This window comes from Mycobacterium sp. Marseille-P9652 (assembly GCF_902652685.1).
Lineage (GTDB): Bacteria > Actinomycetota > Actinomycetes > Mycobacteriales > Mycobacteriaceae > Mycobacterium.
This window is the reverse complement of sequence record NZ_CACRUY010000011.1, coordinates 1-17,617: the sequence shown is the minus strand read 5'-3', so window position 1 is coordinate 17,617 and position 17,617 is coordinate 1. Positions and strand designations below refer to the sequence as shown.

At 69.1% G+C, this 17,617-nt stretch carries 22 protein-coding genes; 5 read left to right on the top strand and 17 right to left on the bottom strand.

The features are described from left to right. The first annotated feature begins 15 nt into the window (after window positions 1-15). From GPY60_RS08715 to GPY60_RS08705, 3 genes are read left to right on the top strand one after another with little or no spacing between them, the layout of a single operon-like run. Window positions 16-960 (top strand): class I SAM-dependent methyltransferase, encoded by a 945-nt coding sequence (locus GPY60_RS08715; protein ID WP_156687258.1) that lies wholly within the window; start codon window positions 16-18, stop codon window positions 958-960. Further along, window positions 953-1,849: a class I SAM-dependent methyltransferase gene (locus GPY60_RS08710; RefSeq protein WP_156687257.1), complete on the top strand. Its 897-nt coding sequence runs from the start codon at window positions 953-955 to the stop codon at window positions 1,847-1,849. Before GPY60_RS08715 ends, GPY60_RS08710 begins: the two co-directional genes overlap by 8 nt. Window positions 1,850-1,859: 10 nt before the next feature. Next, the gene (locus GPY60_RS08705) at window positions 1,860-2,774 is read left to right on the top strand and encodes a class I SAM-dependent methyltransferase (RefSeq protein WP_156687256.1); all 915 of its coding nucleotides are present in this window, start codon (window positions 1,860-1,862) and stop codon (window positions 2,772-2,774) included. On the opposite strand, the gene sppA is transcribed toward GPY60_RS08705, so the two are convergent. Beyond that, window positions 2,771-4,543, bottom strand: coding sequence for a signal peptide peptidase SppA (gene sppA / locus GPY60_RS08700; RefSeq protein ID WP_156687255.1), 1,773 nt, complete (start codon window positions 4,541-4,543; stop codon window positions 2,771-2,773). The genes GPY60_RS08705 and sppA overlap by 4 nt on opposite strands. Before the next feature lie 38 nt (window positions 4,544-4,581). On the opposite strand from sppA, the gene GPY60_RS08695 reads away from it, so the two are divergent. Next, entirely contained in the window at window positions 4,582-5,517 is a 936-nt protein-coding gene (locus tag GPY60_RS08695) for an LLM class flavin-dependent oxidoreductase (RefSeq protein ID WP_156687254.1), read from the top strand. Here GPY60_RS08695 and rplO read toward each other — a convergent pair whose 3' ends face one another. The 16 genes from rplO to GPY60_RS08615 form a co-directional block, all read right to left on the bottom strand. Further along, complete coding sequence (gene rplO / locus GPY60_RS08690) at window positions 5,518-5,958, bottom strand: 50S ribosomal protein L15 (protein ID WP_156687253.1); 441 nt, start codon at window positions 5,956-5,958, stop codon at window positions 5,518-5,520. Further along, window positions 5,955-6,137: a 50S ribosomal protein L30 gene (gene rpmD, locus GPY60_RS08685; RefSeq protein WP_156687252.1), complete on the bottom strand. Its 183-nt coding sequence runs from the start codon at window positions 6,135-6,137 to the stop codon at window positions 5,955-5,957. The genes rplO and rpmD overlap by 4 nt, the downstream gene beginning before the upstream one ends. Next, window positions 6,134-6,805: a 30S ribosomal protein S5 gene (gene rpsE, locus GPY60_RS08680; RefSeq protein ID WP_156687251.1), complete on the bottom strand. Its 672-nt coding sequence runs from the start codon at window positions 6,803-6,805 to the stop codon at window positions 6,134-6,136. Before rpsE ends, rpmD begins: the two co-directional genes overlap by 4 nt. Further along, window positions 6,805-7,173, bottom strand: coding sequence for a 50S ribosomal protein L18 (gene rplR, locus GPY60_RS08675; protein WP_156687250.1), 369 nt, complete (start codon window positions 7,171-7,173; stop codon window positions 6,805-6,807). The genes rpsE and rplR overlap by 1 nt, the downstream gene beginning before the upstream one ends. A gap of 2 nt (window positions 7,174-7,175) precedes the next feature. After that, window positions 7,176-7,715 carry a 50S ribosomal protein L6 gene (gene rplF / locus GPY60_RS08670; RefSeq protein ID WP_156687249.1) on the bottom strand — a complete coding sequence of 180 codons (540 nt, stop codon included), beginning with the start codon at window positions 7,713-7,715 and terminating at the stop codon, window positions 7,176-7,178. Between the two features lie 12 nt (window positions 7,716-7,727). Next, complete coding sequence (gene rpsH, locus GPY60_RS08665) at window positions 7,728-8,126, bottom strand: 30S ribosomal protein S8 (protein ID WP_156687248.1); 399 nt, start codon at window positions 8,124-8,126, stop codon at window positions 7,728-7,730. A 21-nt stretch (window positions 8,127-8,147) separates the two neighbouring features. Then, the gene (locus tag GPY60_RS08660; protein ID WP_055580333.1) at window positions 8,148-8,333 is read right to left on the bottom strand and encodes a type Z 30S ribosomal protein S14; all 186 of its coding nucleotides are present in this window, start codon (window positions 8,331-8,333) and stop codon (window positions 8,148-8,150) included. Between the two features lie 4 nt (window positions 8,334-8,337). After that, complete coding sequence (rplE, locus tag GPY60_RS08655; RefSeq protein ID WP_156687247.1) at window positions 8,338-8,901, bottom strand: 50S ribosomal protein L5; 564 nt, start codon at window positions 8,899-8,901, stop codon at window positions 8,338-8,340. A gap of 1 nt (window position 8,902) precedes the next feature. Then, window positions 8,903-9,220 carry a 50S ribosomal protein L24 gene (rplX, locus tag GPY60_RS08650; protein ID WP_156687246.1) on the bottom strand — a complete coding sequence of 106 codons (318 nt, stop codon included), beginning with the start codon at window positions 9,218-9,220 and terminating at the stop codon, window positions 8,903-8,905. Further along, on the bottom strand, window positions 9,221-9,589 hold the full coding sequence (gene rplN / locus GPY60_RS08645) for a 50S ribosomal protein L14 (RefSeq protein WP_003403649.1): 369 nt from the start codon (window positions 9,587-9,589) through the stop codon (window positions 9,221-9,223). Window positions 9,590-9,733: 144 nt separating this feature from the next. Then, a complete protein-coding gene (locus GPY60_RS08640; RefSeq protein ID WP_156687245.1) occupies window positions 9,734-10,282 on the bottom strand; it encodes a DinB family protein in 549 nt (182 codons plus the stop codon). 61 nt (window positions 10,283-10,343) lie between these two features. Beyond that, window positions 10,344-11,801 carry an HNH endonuclease signature motif containing protein gene (locus tag GPY60_RS08635; protein ID WP_156687244.1) on the bottom strand — a complete coding sequence of 486 codons (1,458 nt, stop codon included), beginning with the start codon at window positions 11,799-11,801 and terminating at the stop codon, window positions 10,344-10,346. Between the two features lie 57 nt (window positions 11,802-11,858). After that, window positions 11,859-12,758, bottom strand: a complete 900-nt coding sequence (locus GPY60_RS08630) for a DUF4436 domain-containing protein (protein ID WP_231639511.1) — start codon at window positions 12,756-12,758, stop codon at window positions 11,859-11,861. A 220-nt stretch (window positions 12,759-12,978) separates the two neighbouring features. Beyond that, on the bottom strand, window positions 12,979-13,875 hold the full coding sequence (locus GPY60_RS08625; RefSeq protein WP_370462679.1) for a DUF4436 domain-containing protein: 897 nt from the start codon (window positions 13,873-13,875) through the stop codon (window positions 12,979-12,981). 227 nt (window positions 13,876-14,102) lie between these two features. Next, the gene (locus GPY60_RS08620; protein WP_156687242.1) at window positions 14,103-14,999 is read right to left on the bottom strand and encodes a formylglycine-generating enzyme family protein; all 897 of its coding nucleotides are present in this window, start codon (window positions 14,997-14,999) and stop codon (window positions 14,103-14,105) included. A gap of 21 nt (window positions 15,000-15,020) precedes the next feature. Continuing rightward, window positions 15,021-15,968, bottom strand: coding sequence for a DUF4436 domain-containing protein (locus GPY60_RS08615; RefSeq protein ID WP_156687241.1), 948 nt, complete (start codon window positions 15,966-15,968; stop codon window positions 15,021-15,023). Between the two features lie 295 nt (window positions 15,969-16,263). Here GPY60_RS08615 and pstS point away from each other — a divergent pair, with 295 nt between their 5' ends. Beyond that, on the top strand, window positions 16,264-17,388 hold the full coding sequence (gene pstS, locus GPY60_RS08610) for a phosphate ABC transporter substrate-binding protein PstS (protein ID WP_231639490.1): 1,125 nt from the start codon (window positions 16,264-16,266) through the stop codon (window positions 17,386-17,388). Window positions 17,389-17,617: the final 229 nt, after the last annotated feature.

Below are 17,617 nucleotides of genomic sequence, written 5' to 3'. Positions count from 1 at the left end.
GAATAGGGGCACAACATGACCTCCACCAGGTACGAGGGAGACACCTGGGACCTGGCGTCCAGCGTCGGGGCGACGGCGACCATGGTGGCCGCCGCCCGCGCGGTCGCCTCCCGCTCCGAGCGTCCGCTGATCGAAGACCCGTTCGCCGAGCCCCTGGTGCGGGCGGTGGGCGTCGACCTGCTGACCCGGCTGGCCAGCGGCGAGCTCGATCCCGGCGAACTGAACGACGTCCACGACGGAGGCTCCGGATCGCCCGGGGCGATGTCGCGGATGGCCGACAACATGGCGGTGCGCACCAAGTTCTTCGACGAGTTCTTCCTCGACGCGACGGGCGCGGGCATCGATCAGGTCGTGATCCTGGCCTCGGGCCTGGACTCACGCGCATACCGGCTGCCGTGGCCCGCCGGCACGGTGGTTTACGAGGTGGACCAACCCGAGGTCATCGAGTTCAAGTCCCGCACCCTGGCCGGCCTGGGCGCCGCGCCCACCGCCGAGCGTCGCGTCGTCGCCGTCGACCTGCGCGACGACTGGCCCGCCGCGTTGCGCGCCGCCGGTTTCGACCCCGCCCGGCCGACGGCCTGGAGCGCCGAGGGGCTGCTCGGTTACCTGCCGCCCGAGGCGCAGGATCGGCTGCTGGACACCATCACCGAACTGAGCGCGCCGGGCAGCCGGGTTGCGACCGAGAGCTCGCCCAACCCCGAGCCGGGCGACGAGGAGAAGATGAAGCAGCGCATGAAGACCATCTCCGAGCGCTGGCGCGCGCACGGCTTCGATCTCGACATGGTGGGGCTGGTCTACTTCGGCGACCGCAACGAGGCCGCGGCCTACCTCGCCGAACGGGGCTGGCGGTTGAGCGGCAGCAGCATCCGCGACTTGTTCACGGCCAATGGCCTTGCGCCGCTTGAGGACGACGACATGCGCATGGGCGATGTGCGCTACATCAGCGGCACCCATGAGTGAGGGACGGGCCGAGGGCGACAGCTGGGACCTGGCGTCGAGCGTCGGCGCGACCGCCACGATGGTCGCCGCGTCCCGGGCGCTGGCCTCCCAGGGGCCCGACGCGCTGCTCGACGACCCACTGGCCGATCCCCTGGTGCGCGCCGTGGGACTGCAGCCCTTCGTCCGCATCCTCGACGGGGAGGTCAGCTTCGACGACGACCCGCTGCTGAACCGCAAGACGCGGACCGAACAGATCGCCGTCCGGACCAGGTTCTTCGACGACTTCTTCACCGGCGCCGCCGTGCCGCAGGCCGTTATCCTGGCGTCCGGTCTCGACACGCGGGCCTATCGGTTGCGGTGGCCGGCCGGCACGGTGGTCTACGAGATCGACCAGCCCGAGGTCATCGACTTCAAGACCGCCACGCTGGCCGGCCTCGGTGCCGCGCCGACGGCCGAACGGCGCGCGATCGGCATCGACCTGCGCGACGACTGGCCGGCGGCATTGCGCGACAACGGCTTCGACGTGACACGCCCGACGGCCTGGAGCGCGGAAGGCCTGCTGCCCTACCTGCCGCCCGAGGCGCAGGACCGGCTGTTCGACAACATCACCGCGCTCAGCGCGCCGGGCAGCCGGCTCGCCACCGAGCACGTGCCGGACCCGAACGCGTTCTCCGACGAGCGCCTGCAGCACATCACCGAGCGGTGGCGCCGCGCCGGCTTCGACCTCGACGCCTCCCAGCTGTTCTACCTCGGCGAGCGCAGCGTGGTCGTCGACTACCTGACCGGCCACGGCTGGGATGTCACAGCGTACCCCGCCCGGGAACTCTACGCGCGCAACGGGTTCGAGTTCCCCGAGGTGCAGATGGCCGCGTTCGGGGACCTGCACTACGTCGCCGCGACCCTCCGCTAGGGTCGAGCCCATGTCACGCACTCACGACGACGAATGGGATCTGGCGTCGAGCGTCGGGATGACCGCGACGTTCGTCGCGGCGGCGCGCGCCATGGCGACGAAGGATCCCCGCGGCCTGATCGACGACCCCTTCGCCGAGACGCTGGTCCGCGCGGTGGGGGTCGACTTCTTCATCAAGATGCTGGACGGCGAGCTCGACATGACCGCGATCGAGGGTTCGTCGCCAGAGCGCGCGCAGGCCATGACCGACGGGATGGCGGTCCGCACACGATTTTTCGACGACTATTTCCTCGACGCCACGGCCGGCGGGGTGCGCCAGGCGGTGATCCTCGCCTCCGGTTTGGACGCGCGCGCCTACCGGCTGCCGTGGCCCGCCGGCACGGTGGTCTACGAGATCGACCAGCCGCGGGTGATCGACTTCAAGACGACCACCCTGGCCGACGCCGGGGCGCAACCGACCGCAACCCGGCGCACCATCCCGATCGACCTGCGCGCGGACTGGCCGGCCGCGCTCGAGGCCGCCGGCATCGACACGACCGCACCCATCGCCTGGCTGGCCGAGGGGCTGCTGATCTACCTACCGCCGGAGGCCCAGGACAGGTTGTTCGACAACATCACCGCACTCAGCGTCGCGGGCAGCACAATCGCCACCGAATTCGTGCCGGGCATCGTCGATTTCGACGCCGAGCGGGTGCGGCAGATGTCCAGTCCGTTCCGCGAGCACGGCGTCGACGTCGACATGGCGTCGCTGGTCTACCCGGGCGACCGCAACCACGTCGTCGACTACCTCAGGGGCAAGGGCTGGGACGTCGACGGCGTCACGCGGACGGAATTGTTCCGGCGGCACGGCATCGAGGTGCCCGCACCGGAGAACGACGACCCGCTGGGCGAGATCATCTTCATCAGCGGGAAGCTGACGGGCTAGAGCCGCGACGGCCCCAGCCACAGCGCGCTGGCGCCGCTCATCGTCTGCTCTGCATTGGCGAGCAGGCCGCCCACGGTCCGGACGAGGAGCGCGCCCAGCGCGTCGGGCAGCGACAGCGCGGCCGGCTGCGACGACGTTCGGGGACGCACCATGCCCAGCAGCGAGGAGCCCGGGTAGCTGACGAGGCGGACCTCGGCGTCCGCGTCGAGCCCGGCCAGTACCTTGGCGCGGCGCACCGCGGTCCGGAACCCGCCGAGTTCGTCGACCAGGCCGCGTTCGAGCGCGTCGGCCCCCGTCCAAACCCGGCCCCGCGCAACGCGTTCCACCGCCTCGACGGTCATGTTCCGGCCCTCGGCGACCCGCTCGACGAAGTCGGTGTAGAACAGGTCCGCCTCGGCCTCGCGATGCGCGCGCTGCTCGGGGGTGAACGGCGCGTCGATCGACCAGGCGTCGGCGTTGGCGTTGGTGCGCACGGTGTCCGACCCGACCCCCAGCCGTTCGAGCAGATCGCGCACCACCAGCTTGCCGGTGATCACCCCGATCGAACCCGTGATGGTGCCCGGATTGGCGACGATCGCGTCGGCGCCCATCGCGACGTAGTACCCGCCCGAGGCCGCCATGGCGCCCATCGACGCCACCACCGGCTTGCCGCGCTTGCGGGCCCTGGTCACCTCGCGCCAGATGGTCTCCGACGCCGTGACCGCGCCGCCGGGGCTGTTGACCCGCAGCACGATCGCGGCAACCTCGTCGTCGGCCGCGGCCTCCCGCAGCGCCGCCGCGATCGTGTCACCGCCGGCTGCCGAGGGGCCCACGGGCAGCCCCTGCGGCCCCCCGCGTCCGTCGACGATCGAACCGTCGACGGTCACGACGGCGAACGTAGGCTTGGGCCGCCGGCCCGGCACCGGGGGCATGGGCGGGGTCAGCCGCGCCCGGGCCGTCGCCGCGTAACGCGACAGGTACAGCCGGGGCGGGGTCGAGTCGTCCGAGTCGTCTTCCACGCCAACGAGTTCGGCCATGCGGGCGTAGGCCTCGTCACGGAACCCAACCCGGTCGATGAGCCCGGCCTCGAGAGCGTCGTCGCGCAGCAGCGGCGCCCGGTCGGCCAGCCCGTCCAGCTTGGCCGACTCGATCTTGCGGGATTCCGCGACCGCCCGCCAGACCTGCTCCTGCACGCTCTCAAGCATCCGCGTGACGGCCTCGCGGTGCGCCTCGGTGAAGCCGTGCTCGGTGAAAAGGTTTGCCGCGGACTTATATTCGCCGCGGGCCACGAACTCCGCCTCGATGCCCGCCTTGTCGAGCGCGTCGCGCAGGAACGTCGCGTTGCTCGCGAAGCCAATCAGGCCGACGGTTCCGGACGGCTGCATCCACACCTCGCCGAACGCGGAGGCCAGGTAGTAGGACAGCGTGCCCGGGTAGGTCTCGGCCCAGGCCAGTGACGGCTTGACCGCGCTGAAGGCCGCGATCGCCTCCCGCAGCTCCTGCACCGCCGCCGGCGGCGACGCCGCCAGTTGCACACGCGCGATCATCCCCGCGATCCGCGGGTCCTCGGCGGCGCGGTGGATGGCCGCGACGATGTCCCGTAGCGCCATCTGCCGGCCGCCCGTGAGGATCAGCAGCGGGTCGAATCCCGTCGTCTCGGGCGGCACCGAGCGCAGGTCGAACTCGAGCACGCAGCCGCTGGGCACGCCGTGGTGGCGGGCGGTGTCGACCCGCTCGGCCAGCGCGCGGACGTCGGCGACACCGGGAATCGAGGGCAGTAAGGCGAACATGAAAGAAGCCTACCGACCGCCCGCCGTACCGTGGTCGCGTGAGGTGCTCGATCGCCATCCCCCAATTCGACGACGACCGCACGGGCGGCTTCGATGCCGCGGGGCTGCGCGCCTTCCTTGCCCGCGCCGAGGAGCTCGGCTTCGAGGGCGGCTGGGTGCTCGAGCAGATCCTCGGCGAGGCACCCCTGCTGGCTCCGCTGGAGCTGCTGGCCTGGTGCGCGGCGGGTACCGAGCGGCTGCGCCTGGGCGTGGCGGTGCTGGTCACCTCGCTGCACGATCCGCTCCAGCTGGCGTCGGCGGCGACGGCCGTCGACCGGCTCAGCCACGGACGCCTCGACCTCGGCGTCGGGGCCGGCGGCGGCTTCCGCAGGTTCGCCGCGTTCGGCGTCGAGAAGTCCACCTACATCTCGTATTTCACCGAGGGGCTGGAGCTGATGAAGGCGGCGTGGTCCGACGAGCCGCGGGTGACCTTCCGCGGCCGGTTCCGCGACGTCGACGACGTTCCGGTCCAGCCCAAGCCGGTGCAGCGGCCCCACCCGCCGATCTGGTTCGGCGGATCCGCGCCCCGGGCGCTGGCGCGGGCGGTGCGGCACGGCGACTCGTTCATGGGCGCCGGGTCGTCGACCACCGAGGCGTTCGCCGCGGCCGTGACGGTGGTGCGCCGCGAGCTCGAGGAGCAGCGAAAAGACCCCGCGCGCTTCACCATTGGCAAGCGGGTCTACCTGATGGTGGACGACGACGCGGCGCGGGCCCGCGAGCGCGTGCTCGGCGGGCTGCGGCGCATCTACGGGACGATGCCCGGCGTCGACGACGTCCCGGTGTCCGGCACGCCCGCAGACGTGGCCCGCGGGCTGCGCGAGGTGATCGACGCCGGGGCCGAGTACGTGCTGCTCAACCCGGTCGGCGCGGACGTCGCGGAGAATCGCGAGCAGATGGAACGCCTTGCCGCGGAGGTCATTCCGCAGCTTGGCTGATCAGAGCTCGGTGGCCGAACCGCCCGCGGCGGTGATCTTCTCGCGCGCGCTGCCGCTGAACTTGTGCGCCGTGACGTTCACGTTCACGGTCAGCTTGCCGTCGCCGAGGACCTTGACCGGGGTGTTCTTGCGGACCGCGCCCTTGGCCACCAGCTCGTCGACGCCCACCGAACCGCCCTCGGGGAACAGCCGGTTGAGGTCGCCGACGTTGACCACCGAGTATTCGGTGCGGAACCGGTTGCGGAAACCCTTGAGCTTGGGCAGCCGCATGTGGATCGGCATCTGCCCACCCTCGAAGGTGGCGGGCACGTTCTTACGCGCCCTGGTGCCCTTGGTGCCGCGGCCCGCGGACTTGCCCTTCGAACCCTCACCGCGGCCGACGCGGGTGCGCGCGGTCTTGGACCCGGGCGCGGGCTTGAGGTCGTGCAGCTTGAGCGTCATTTGGTCTCCTCCACCTCGACGAGGTGGTTCACCACCGCGATGAGGCCGCGGGTCTGTGCGTTGTCTTCGCGGATCACCGAGTGGCGGATCCGCCGCAGGCCCAGCGTGCGCAGGCTCTCGCGCTGCTTCCAGCGCGCCCCGATGGTGCTGCGCACCTGGGTGATCTTGAGCTGACTCATGACGGTGCCCCAGCCTCTCTCGCGGCCGCCGCGCTGGCGAGCGCCTCACCCTCGCGGCGGGCCTTCAGCATGCCGGCGGGGGCCACGTCCTCGATCGGCAGCCCGCGACGGGCGGCCACCTCCTCGGGACGCTGCAGCGCCTTGAGCGCGGCGACGGTGGCGTGCACCACGTTGATCGCGTTGTCGCTGCCCAGCGACTTGGACAGAATGTCGTGCACGCCGGCGCATTCCAGCACCGCGCGGGCCGCGCCGCCGGCGATCACACCGGTACCTGGGCTGGCGGGGCGCAACAGCACCACGCCGGCGGCCGCCTCACCCTGCACGGGGTGGGTGATGGTGCCGCGGATCAGCGGGACCCGGAAGAAGCCCTTGCGCGCCTCCTCGACACCCTTGGCGATCGCGGCGGGCACCTCCTTGGCCTTGCCGTAGCCGACCCCGACCATGCCGTTGCCGTCGCCGACGATGACCAGCGCGGTGAAGCTGAACCGCCGGCCACCCTTGACCACCTTGGAGACGCGGTTGATCGCGACCACGCGTTCCAGGTAATTGCTCTTGTCGCCGTCCCGGTCGCGGCCGCCGCGGCCGGCGCCGTCGCGCCGCCCGCGGCCGTCGCGGTCACCCCGCGAGTCGCGGTTGTCGCCCTGTCCGCCACCTGTGCTACTCGTCATCAGAATCTCAATCCGTTCTCGCGCGCGGCATCGGCCAGCGCCGCGATCCGTCCGCCGTAGGTGTATCCGCCGCGGTCGAACACGACGCTGTCGATGCCGGCGGCCTTGGCGCGCTCGGCGATCAGTTGGCCGACCCGCACGCTGCGGGCCTTCTTGTCGCCCTCCAGGCCGCGCACGTCGGCCTCGATCGACGACGCGGCCGCCACCGAGGTGCCGTTCTCGTCGTTGACCAGTTGCACGTGGATGTGGCGCGCGGAGCGGTTGACCACCAGCCGCGGGCGCTGCGGGGTGCCCTCGACCTTCTTGCGCAGCCGCGCGTGCCTGCGCAGCCGGGAGACCCGGCGGGCTGCCGAAACTGATTGCGCCATGACTACTTACCTGTCTTTCCGACCTTGCGGCGGATCTGCTCGCCCTCGTAGCGCACGCCCTTGCCCTTGTACGGGTCGGGGCGGCGCAGGCGGCGGATGTTCGCCGAGATCTGGCCGACCTTCTGCTTGTCGATCCCCGACACCGTGAACTTCGTCGGCGACTGGACCGCGAAGGTGATGCCCTCGGGCGCCTCGATCACCACCGGGTGGCTGTAGCCGAGCGCGAACTCGAGGTTGGAGCCCTTGAGCTGCACGCGGTAGCCGACGCCGAAGATCTCCATCTTCGTGGTGTAGCCCTGCGTCACGCCGGTGACGAGGTTGGACACCAGCGTGCGCGACAGCCCGTGCAGCGAACGGTTGTGCCGCTCGTCGTCGGGACGGGTGACCACGATCGCGCCGTCGTCGTTGCGGGCCACGGTGATCGGCTCGGCCACGGTCAGGTCGAGGATGCCCTTGGGCCCCTTGACCGACACCTTCTGGCCGTAGATCGTCACATCGACCCCGCTGGGGATCGGAATGGGTTGCTTACCAATACGCGACATGGTTTTTCCTTCTCACCACACGTATGCGAGGACTTCGCCGCCCACGCCCTGTCTGGCTGCCTGACGGTCGGTCAGCAGGCCCGAGGAGGTCGAGATGATCGCCACCCCGAGGCCGCCGAGCACGCGGGGCAGGTTGGTGGACTTCGCGTACACGCGCAGGCCGGGCTTGGACACCCGGCGCAGGCCGGCGATGCTGCGCTCGCGGCTGGGCCCGTACTTGAGCTGAATGACCAGCGACTTGCCCACCCGAGCGTCTTCGGTGCGGAAATCGCTGATGTATCCCTCACTCTTGAGGATCTCGGCGATGTTCGCCTTGATCTTCGAGTGCGGCAACGTCACCTCGTCGTGGTACGCGGAGTTGGCGTTGCGCAGACGTGTCAGGAAGTCTGCGATCGGGTCCGTCATCGTCATATCGTTAGTCCCCTACGCCTGTCACCAACTGCTCTTCTGCACACCGGGAAGCTCACCGGCGTGTGCCATCTCGCGCAGGCAGATCCTGCACAGCCCGAACTTGCGGAACACCGCACGCGGGCGACCGCACTTGCTGCACCGGGTGTAGCCACGCACGGCGAACTTCGGCTTGCGATTCGCCTTGTTGACCAATGCCTTCTTAGCCATCGATTCAGTTCTCCTTGAACGGAAAGCCGAGGGCCCGCAACAGCGCTCGTCCTTCGTCGTCGTTCGTCGCCGAGGTGACGACGTTGATGTCCATGCCGCGGACCCGGTCGATCTTGTCCACGTCGATCTCGTGGAACACCGACTGCTCGTTCAGCCCGAACGTGTAGTTGCCCACGCCGTCGAACTGCTTGGGCGAAAGCCCGCGGAAGTCGCGAATACGCGGCAGCGCAATGGATGTCAGGCGGTCGAGGAACTCCCACATCCGGTCGCCGCGCAGAGTGACCCGCACGCCGATCGGCATCCCCTCGCGCAACTTGAACTGCGCGATGGACTTGCGCGCGCGCCGGATCTCCGGCCGCTGCCCCGTGATGAGCGCCAGGTCGTTGACCGCGCCGTTGATCAGCTTGGCGTCGCGGGCCGCCTCGCCGACGCCCATGTTGACGACGACCTTGGTCACCGTCGGGATCTGCATGACGTTGGCGTAGTTGAACTGCTTCTGCAACGAATCACGAATCTCGTTGCGGTACTTCTCTTTCAGGCGAGGCTGAACCTTTTCTGCGGTGGTCATGCTAGATGTCCTTGCCGTTGCGCTTGGAGATGCGGACGCGTTTGCCGGTTTCCTCGTCGACCCGGTAGCCGATCCGGGTCGGCTTGCCGTCGGAGTCGACCACCATCACGTTGGAAACGTGGATCGGGGCCTCCTGGGTGACGATGCCGCCGGAGCGCGCGCCGCGCTGGTTGGCCGAGACCGCGGTGTGCTTCTTGATCCGGTTGACGCCCTCGACCAGCACCCGGTTGCGCTCCGGGTACGCCTGCAGGACCTTGCCTTTGGCGCCCTTGTCCTTACCGGCGATGACCAGGACGGTGTCGCCCTTGTGGACCTTCATCTACAGCACCTCCGGGGCCAGCGAGATGATCTTCATGAAGCGCTTCTCGCGCAGCTCGCGGCCAACCGGGCCGAAGATGCGCGTCCCGCGCGGGTCGTTGTCGGGCTTGATGATCACCGCGGCGTTCTCGTCAAACTTGATGTAGCTGCCGTCCGGGCGCCTGCGCTCCTTGACCGTGCGCACGACGACGGCCTTGACGACGTCCCCGCGCTTGACGTTGCCGCCCGGGATGGCGTCCTTGACGGTGGCAACGATGACGTCACCGATGCCGGCGTAGCGTCGAGACGAGCCGCCGAGCACGCGGATGCACAAGATCTCCTTGGCGCCGGTGTTGTCGGCGACCTTCAGCCGCGATTCCTGCTGAATCACTCGATCTCCTGACCTGGTTGCGTGTGCACGGCAGGACGAATCCACCCAGCCTGACGTGCGCGTCTTGAAAAGCAGTTGTCACCGAAAGGCACGCGGGGCCGATAACGTTTGCACGCACCAGCCGAGGTCTGCCCAAGGCAACCCCTAGAGTCTAGGCGACGAGCAGCTCAGCGCCAAATTCTCGATGTCGACGAGGTGGTGCACGCCTTCATGCATGGCCTGCCGCACGAACCAGCGAGCGGTGCGCTCCTCGTGCGGAAGGCGGGTCGCCACGCGGTCCCAGTCGTCTTCGCCCATGCGCGCCACTTCGTCGCGGAATCCGGCGGTGGCCGCCGCCAACTCGTCAAGCGTGGCGTCGATGTCGCAATCGTTGTACCGGAAACGGCGGGCCCGCAGGTCGTTGAACATCGGCTCCAGGGCTGGCCGTTGCTCGGTGCGGACGCGGTACAGCCGGATGGTGAAGCTGACATAGACATCGCGGATGTGGCAGAGGTACTCCGCGATGGACCACACGTCCGGGGCGGGCCGCAGCCGTCGTGCCTCGGCAGGGATCGCGCCGGCCACCTCCCGTACGGCGCCCGGCAGCCCGGCGATGACGTTGACCGCGTCATCGACTCCCGTATCCGCGTAGACAACGGAGCAGCGACGGCAGATGTGGTCCTCCGCGGCGAGCGGGGGCAATGACGAGCCCATTCGTCGATCCTCCAACGGCTGGCATCGCCGTCGGCGCGCGGGTCAGTGCGCAGCCGACGCCTCAGAAGGGTGGTGGGTCGTCGTCGGGTGGGGCGGGCCCGATATCGCCCGGGGCGGCCGTGTTTCGGGCCATCCGGGCGTCGCGGTTGTGGCGGCGTTCGGTGGCGATGCGGGTGGCGCGGTCCTGAGCGCGGGTGCGGCGGCGGGTGGGCATCATGGCGGCGCGGTCGGTGCAGGGCTCATCGGCGGGCACCGGGCGTCGGGGTGCCGGGCCGGTCGGGGCGCACAGGTAGGGGAACAACAGTGCGCTGCCCGGGGTAGTGACGTAGGTCTGGCCGTCGGGTAGGCGCCAGATCACCGTCCCATCAGGGAGCTGCTCGTCTTGCCACCCGCAGAACGTTTTGAGCAAATGATGCAGACGGCACAGACACTTCACGTTGGAGGCGTGGGTGGCCCCGCCCTGGGCGTAGGGGATGGTGTGGTCGAGGTCGCAGTGCACCGCCGGGCGGTCACAGCCCGGGGCCCGGCAGGTCAGGTCGCGACACCGCACGAAATCCGACAGCGCTTTGGACGGGGTGTAGCCCTGTTCCGGGGCGGCATCGAGAGCGGGGTGCACCAGCGGGACGAGCTTGGCCGAGGCGGCCAGCTCGGCGAGCAGTTCGGGGGTGATCAACCCGTCGGCGCTGAGCTCTGAGGCCGGGGCATCACCGCGGCCCGCCACGGTGGCCTGCTCGGCGAGCACATGGATCACCACCGGTGACGCCGGGCGCCGGCCCCCGGCCGCGCAGTCCGGGCGCGCGCAGCGACACCCCAGCCGATCGCCGCCGGCGGCCAACGCCCCCAGGGCGTCGGCGCGGCGCTGCTCGCGGGTCCGCGGATCATGCGGGCACACCGTGGCCGCCAGCGCGTTCAGCCGCGCGTCCAGCGCGTGGGCGTCCGGCGCCAGCAGACTGCCGCCAAACTCGGCCGCCCCCTCACACGTCGGGCCGAACCACACCTCACGATCACGCTGACGCTCTTTTCGCCGGCGCACCGCGTCCCGATCCGCCTGCGCCACAATCTTGTCCACGCGCGCGCCCAGCCGACCCTGCGTCATCGACGGCCACCGCCCCACAGTGGCGGCCAGCTGCCGATCGACACCCGCCAGCACCTCGCGGTCCTCGATCAAATCGGTGCGGTAGACGATCGTGGTGAACGCCCGATAGTCGATATCGCCCGCCTTGAACACCTCGCCGACAAGGGGCAAGCGTTCGCGCAACGCGCGGGCATACCGCAACCGCGAGGCGGCCATCCCTTGGGAAATCCGCAGGGCCGCGGCCACCTCGGCGGCGACGGCCTCCATCGTGTCGACCACCCACTCCTCGTCGGCCGCACCCTGCGTGTGCCGAAGCGCGAAGAACTCGCCGATCTTGGCCAACTGCAAGGCCGCGCCCTGATTCTCCGCGCGCGCCGCCGCAGCGATCTCCCCGAGAAGGGCGGCAGCGGGCGAGGAACCAGCACCCCGAACTTCTTCGAACATGTGTTCGATTATGTCAGCGTGCTCTGACAAACTCGACACAACAGATTCCGAGGAGCCTCAGCTCGAATGTCGGTACCAGGCGGCGATGTACAACACCAGCGCAGTCGCCAGCGCGATGAGCACCCAGATCACGACGGCCTGGTCGATCCAGGCGCCGGCGGGCGGGGTCCCCGGGAGGATATTTCGCAGGGGGACGACGGCGAACAGCATCGCGGCGTACCAGGTGGAGAACGGTGGGAGGAATTGCCTTCTGCCCGTAAGCATTTGGATCGCCACGAAGAGAGCCAGCGTCGGCAGGGTGATCAGGACCAGGCAGATGCCGAGGTCGAACACCAGCGGGCCCTTGGCCCGCTGCAGGGTGATCACCACGTTGTCCGGCCGATCCACATCCGCCTTGTCACGGCCCACCCGGGTGACGCCGACGTCCCATCCGTCCAGCGACCCCGTCACTTCCACCCTGGCGGGCTTCAGGACGCGGTTCTCGCCGCTCCCGACCAGCACGTCGGCCTGAATCGTGCCCGTTTTGTACGAGTCGAACGGCCAATCTCCGGGATCACCCCGGGCCTCGATCGTGGTCGCCACCTGCGCGGGCAACTTCCCCACCGGGTATTGCAGGTCGCCCAGGTCGTTCTGTGGGAAGAAGCGAACGGACGTGTCGACGTTCAGCACGTTGAGGCGCTTTTCGATCATCGAATCGTCAGGCATCACCAGCACTTTGACGTCGAGCCGGTTCGCCACGGTGTGCAGTTGCTCGAGGCGCACCAGAACCACGGTGCCGTCGTCCGTGCGCACATCCGGTTCGGGGAGCGGGCCGGGCGCGGTGGCCAGCCAGTGGTAGCCGAGCAGCGACAGGAGGTACACCACGACAACGCCGACGATGATGGAGATGTCGAGCACCAGGTGCCGTCGTCGCGGCTTGCGCTCCTTTCGCGGCGGGGTCGGCGGCGCGGCGGGCAGGGGCGGAGCGGGCGGGGCCGGATGACCGTTCGCCGGCACCTTCAGGGTGGCGGTCAATTCGGGCGAAGCCGGTGGCGCAGCCACGTCCCGTTGAACCGTCACGGAGCCAGATGTTAGCAACGGCGCCCTTTGCTGGCAGCGTGAGCGAGGCCGCGCTACACGCATTTAACATTGCTTGCTACCAGCTTTAACACCGCGCCGGTAATCGGGTGACCGGCGGTCAGTCTCCTTGCCGGACCCACGCGAAGAAGTACAAGCTCATCGCCGTCACCAGGGCGATCAGCACCCACTGCACCACCGCTTGGTCGATCCACGAACCGGGCGGTGGGGCACCGGGCAGGATGTTGCGCAGCGGCACGACGGCGAAGAGCATCGCGGCATACCAGGTTCCGAACGGCGGCACGAACTTTCGTCGGCCCATCGCCATCGGAACGGCCACCAGGAGCGCGATCGTGGGCAGCGTGATCAACACCAAGCAGATCACCAGATCGAACACCCGCGGGCCCTCGGCCCGCTCGAGGGTGATCACAACGGCGCCGGTGTCGGTGGACCGCGAGGTCGGCAGCGCGCTGGTGACCCGGTTGACGTGGAGCTGCCACCCGTCCAGTGATCCCGTCACCTGAACGATGGCGGGCAACTTCCTCCGGTTGTCGGGGGAGCCGACGAACGCGTCGGCCGCGATCGGCTCGGTCCTGTACGTGTCGAACGGCCAGTTGCGGGGATCGCCGTGCGCCTCGATCGTGGTGCTGAGTTGAGCCGGCGCCCTCCCCTTCGGGTACTGCAGGTCCCCCAGGTCGTTCGCCGGATAGATGCGCACCGCGATGTCGTTGCCGAGAACGTCGAAGCGGCTGTCGTACTGCTCGACGCCCGGATACACGAGGACGTTCACGGTCAGGCGATTGGTGACGGGCTTCAGCTCCTCGACGCGCAGCTGCACAATGGTCGCATTGCCGCCGCCCTGGCTCAGGTCCAGCGGAGGCAGCGGCGCCCCCTCGCTCTGCAAGATATGGATCCCGAAGAGCGACAGCGTGTAGGCGACGACGACGGTCAGCAGGATCGCGATGCCGATTTCGATCTGCGATCGGCGCAGCTTGGGTGGCTTGCGTTTCGGCGGCACCTCGGGCGCTTCCGTCGCCGCGGGGGGCGCCTCCGCGGGGGACGGGGCTGCCGATCCCACGTCGGCGGTCACAGCCCGCCTCCGTCCGCCGTATGGAGACGCTGAAATGGTTGCTGGGACCCGGGCGGCACGGGTTCAGATGCTAGCTAAAGGCGACGTCGATTGCGCAGCGAAAACCCCACGTCCGCCCAGCGAAAAGGCATCGGTCACCCACCGGCAACCGGTCGTTAACCGGAACCCGACTCGGCGTTCGCTACGCAGCGGAAGCCGATGTGGGTCGTCGCCGAGTCCTGGGACTGCGGTGACCGGGCCGCCGGGCGGTAGCGGTGGCAATACTCCGGAGCGCACAGGTGCGAGCCGCCCTTCAGGGTCTGGCTGATGGACGGGTCCGCGGGACCCGATGGCGCGCAGCACGACTTGGGCGGCTCGTCGAGCCGGTGGTGCGCCGAGAACTCCGTCGCGGTCCACTCCCAGACGTTGCCAATCATGTCGAGGAGCCCGAAACCGTTCGGCGGGAAGGCCCCGACGGGCGACGTCCCGACCCAGCCGAGGGCGCCGTCATTGCGGTACGGGAATCGGCCCTGCCACGTGTTGGCCATCAGTTGTCCGCCGGGCTTTTCCTCGTCGCCCCACGCATAGGTCGTGGTGGTTCCGGCGCGGGCCGCATATTCCCACTCGGCCTCGGCCGGGAGCCGGCGTCCGGCCCACCGCGCGTACGCGGCCGCGTCGGGATAAGCCACCTGGACCACGGGGTGGTCCCCCCTGTCGGCGATGTCGGTGTCCGGCCCGAACGGGTGCCGCCAGCTCGCGCCCGGCACCCAGTCCCACCACTGGCGCCAGTCCCGCAGGTCGACCGGCCCGGTCGTCGGGCGGAAAACCATGGCCCCCGGCACCAGGTCGTCGGGATTCGCGCCCGGGTACAGCGCGGGGTCGATCTCTCGTTCGGCGACCGTGACATGCCCTGTGGCGGCGACGAATTCGGCGAACTGCGCGTTGGTCACCGGGTGCCGCTCGATCGCGAACGGACCCACCGTCACGGTGTGGATCGGCGCCTCTTCGGGGTAGAAACTCGTCGACCCCATGCGGAATGAACCGCCCGGCAGATCGATCAGCTCGGTGAGCACCCCTTCAGGGTACGAGCCGGGTCACTCCGATTGTCGATACCACGTGACCATGTACAGGGCCATCGCCCCGACCAGGGCGATGAGCACCCAGATCACCAGGGCCTGGTCGATCCACGCGCCCGGTGGCGGCGAGCCGGGAAGGAAGTTGCGGATCGGGATGACCGCGAACAGCATCGCCGCGAACCACGTCACGAAGGGTGGAACGAATTTCCGCTTACCCAGGGCGATTTGGATCGCCACCGCGAACGCCAGGGCGGGCAGGGCGAAGAGCACCAGGCAGATGCCGAGGTCGAAGATCAGCGGACCCTTGGCCCGGTGCAGCGTGATGATCACGTTGTCGGGGCGGTCCGACTCCTGGCTGGCTTCGCCGACGCGCTTGACGCTCACGTCCCAGCCCTCCAACGACCCGACGACCTCGGTCCGCGCGGGAACGTACTGGCGGGCGTCGCCCTGGCCGACGAGGACGTCGGCCGAGAGCGTGTCGGTGCTGTAGGAATCGAACGGCCAGTTGTTGGGATCGCCGTGCGCTTCGATGGTGGTGGCCACCTGCGCGGGCGACTTGCCCGCCGGGTACTGCAGGTCACCGAGGTCGTTCGGTGGGTCCATCCGCACCGCGGTGTCGGTCTTGAGCACGTCGAGGCGCTTGTCGAACATCGAGTCCTCTGGAATCACAAGCACTTTCACGCCAAGACGGTTCGCAACAGTATCGAGCTTCTCCAGGCGGATCAGCACGACGGTGTCGTTGGTCGCGTTCAGGTCCGGCGCCTTCAGCGCTCCCCCGGACGTGGCCAGCAGGTGGAAGCCGAACAACGACAGCGCATAGACGATCACAACGGCGAGCAGGATGCCCAGGCCGACGACCAGGCGGCGCCTGGGCTTTTTCGGCGGCGTCGCGGGGGCCGCGGACGGCGTGGGCGGAGGCGTCTCGGGCGCCGACGGCGACGGTGCGGGCGGGGCTTGGTGCGTCATCTGTCGCTACCTCCGTAGAGATCGATCGCCAGTCCCCCGAGGGGAGATGGTAGCGAACTGACGCGCCGCGCGCTACGAAGCAAAAATCCGAAGCGGAGGAGGCGCTTTCCGCCTCAGCGCCCGGCTCAAGTCGCCCGGCAGCGAAATCGCCGCGTCGATCCGTTCACCTGATGTTTGTTTGCCTGCTTGTTCGTGGGCCGGTAATTCTCGACGTGTGCCCAAGTCGGGGTGATTCGCGCATGCCCCGAGAGCCCGCCCCCGGCGCCGGGCGTCATCCCCTCAGGAGACAATCACCGTGAAGCTCAATCGACCAGCGGCTGTCATGCGCTTGCTGGCCGCTGGTGCACTGGCGCTCTCGGCCTGCAGCACCTCGCATGCGACCCTGCCCTATACCGCGGGGGCGAAGGTGGAGTGCGGCGGTAAGCAGACCCTGGTGGCCAGTGGGTCGACCGCGCAGGCCAATGCGATGACCAAGTTCATCGAGGCCTACCACAAGGCCTGCTCGAACCAGACCCTCAACTACACGGCCAACGGCTCGGGTGCGGGCATCGCCGACTTCCTCGCCGGCAAGACCGATTTCGGTGGATCCGACGTACCGCTGACCGGGGAACAGTACGCCGCCGCCAAGCAACGGTGCGGGGGCGGCGATGCCTGGAACCTTCCGGTGGTGTTCGGCCCGCTGGCCATCACCTACAACCTCAGCGCCGTCGACACTCTGGTGCTGGACGGGCCGACACTGGCCAAGATCTTCGACGGCACGATCACGCGCTGGGACGACCCCGCCCTCACCGCGCTCAACGCCTCCATGCCGGCCGAGCCCATCCACGTGATCTACCGCAGCGACGCATCGGGCACCACCGACAACTTCCAGGCATATCTACAGTCGGCGTCCGGAGGCGCGTGGACCAAGGGCACGGGCAAGACGTTCAACGGCGGCACCGGCACCGGCGCGGTGGGCAACAAGGGAACCTCGGCCGCGGTGAAGGCCACCGAGGGCGCGATCAGCTACAACGAGTTGTCGTTCGCCCTGCAGCAGGGACTCTTCGCCGCCGAGATCAAGACCCCCGCGAGCCGGAGGTCGCTGCGGCCGGTGCGCATCGGAACCGACACGGTCGGAAAGACCATCGCGGGCGCCAAGATCGTCGGCAACGGCAACGACCTGGTGCTCGACATCTCGTCGTTCTACAACCCGGCGCAACCCGACGTCTACCCGATTGTGCTGGCCACCTACGAGATCGTGTGCTCGCGGTACCCCAGCGAGGAGGCCAAGGCGGTCAAGGCTTTCCTGCAGGCGGCGATCGGCCCCGGCCAGGTGGACCTCGCGAGAAACGGCTACATCCCGCTGGCGCCCGACTTCCAGGCGAGGGTCTCCAGCGCGGTGGACGCCATCAGCGCCGTGGGACCGCCGATCCCGGACTAGTTCTATGGTCGCGACCCGCGTCGCCCGGCGATGCCACGCTCGCGATCGCGACGAGTTCTATGGTCGCGACCCGCGTCGCCCAGCAATGCCGCGCTCGCGATCGCGACTGATATGGGGGACATCTTGTCAAGTGGGCAGGGTGAAGCGGCGGCCGCAACCGTCGTCGCGGCCGCCGCTTCGTTGGCCAGATAAGTCGCTGGTGGGTGTCGAGCGTGTCGTGTCGACGCGT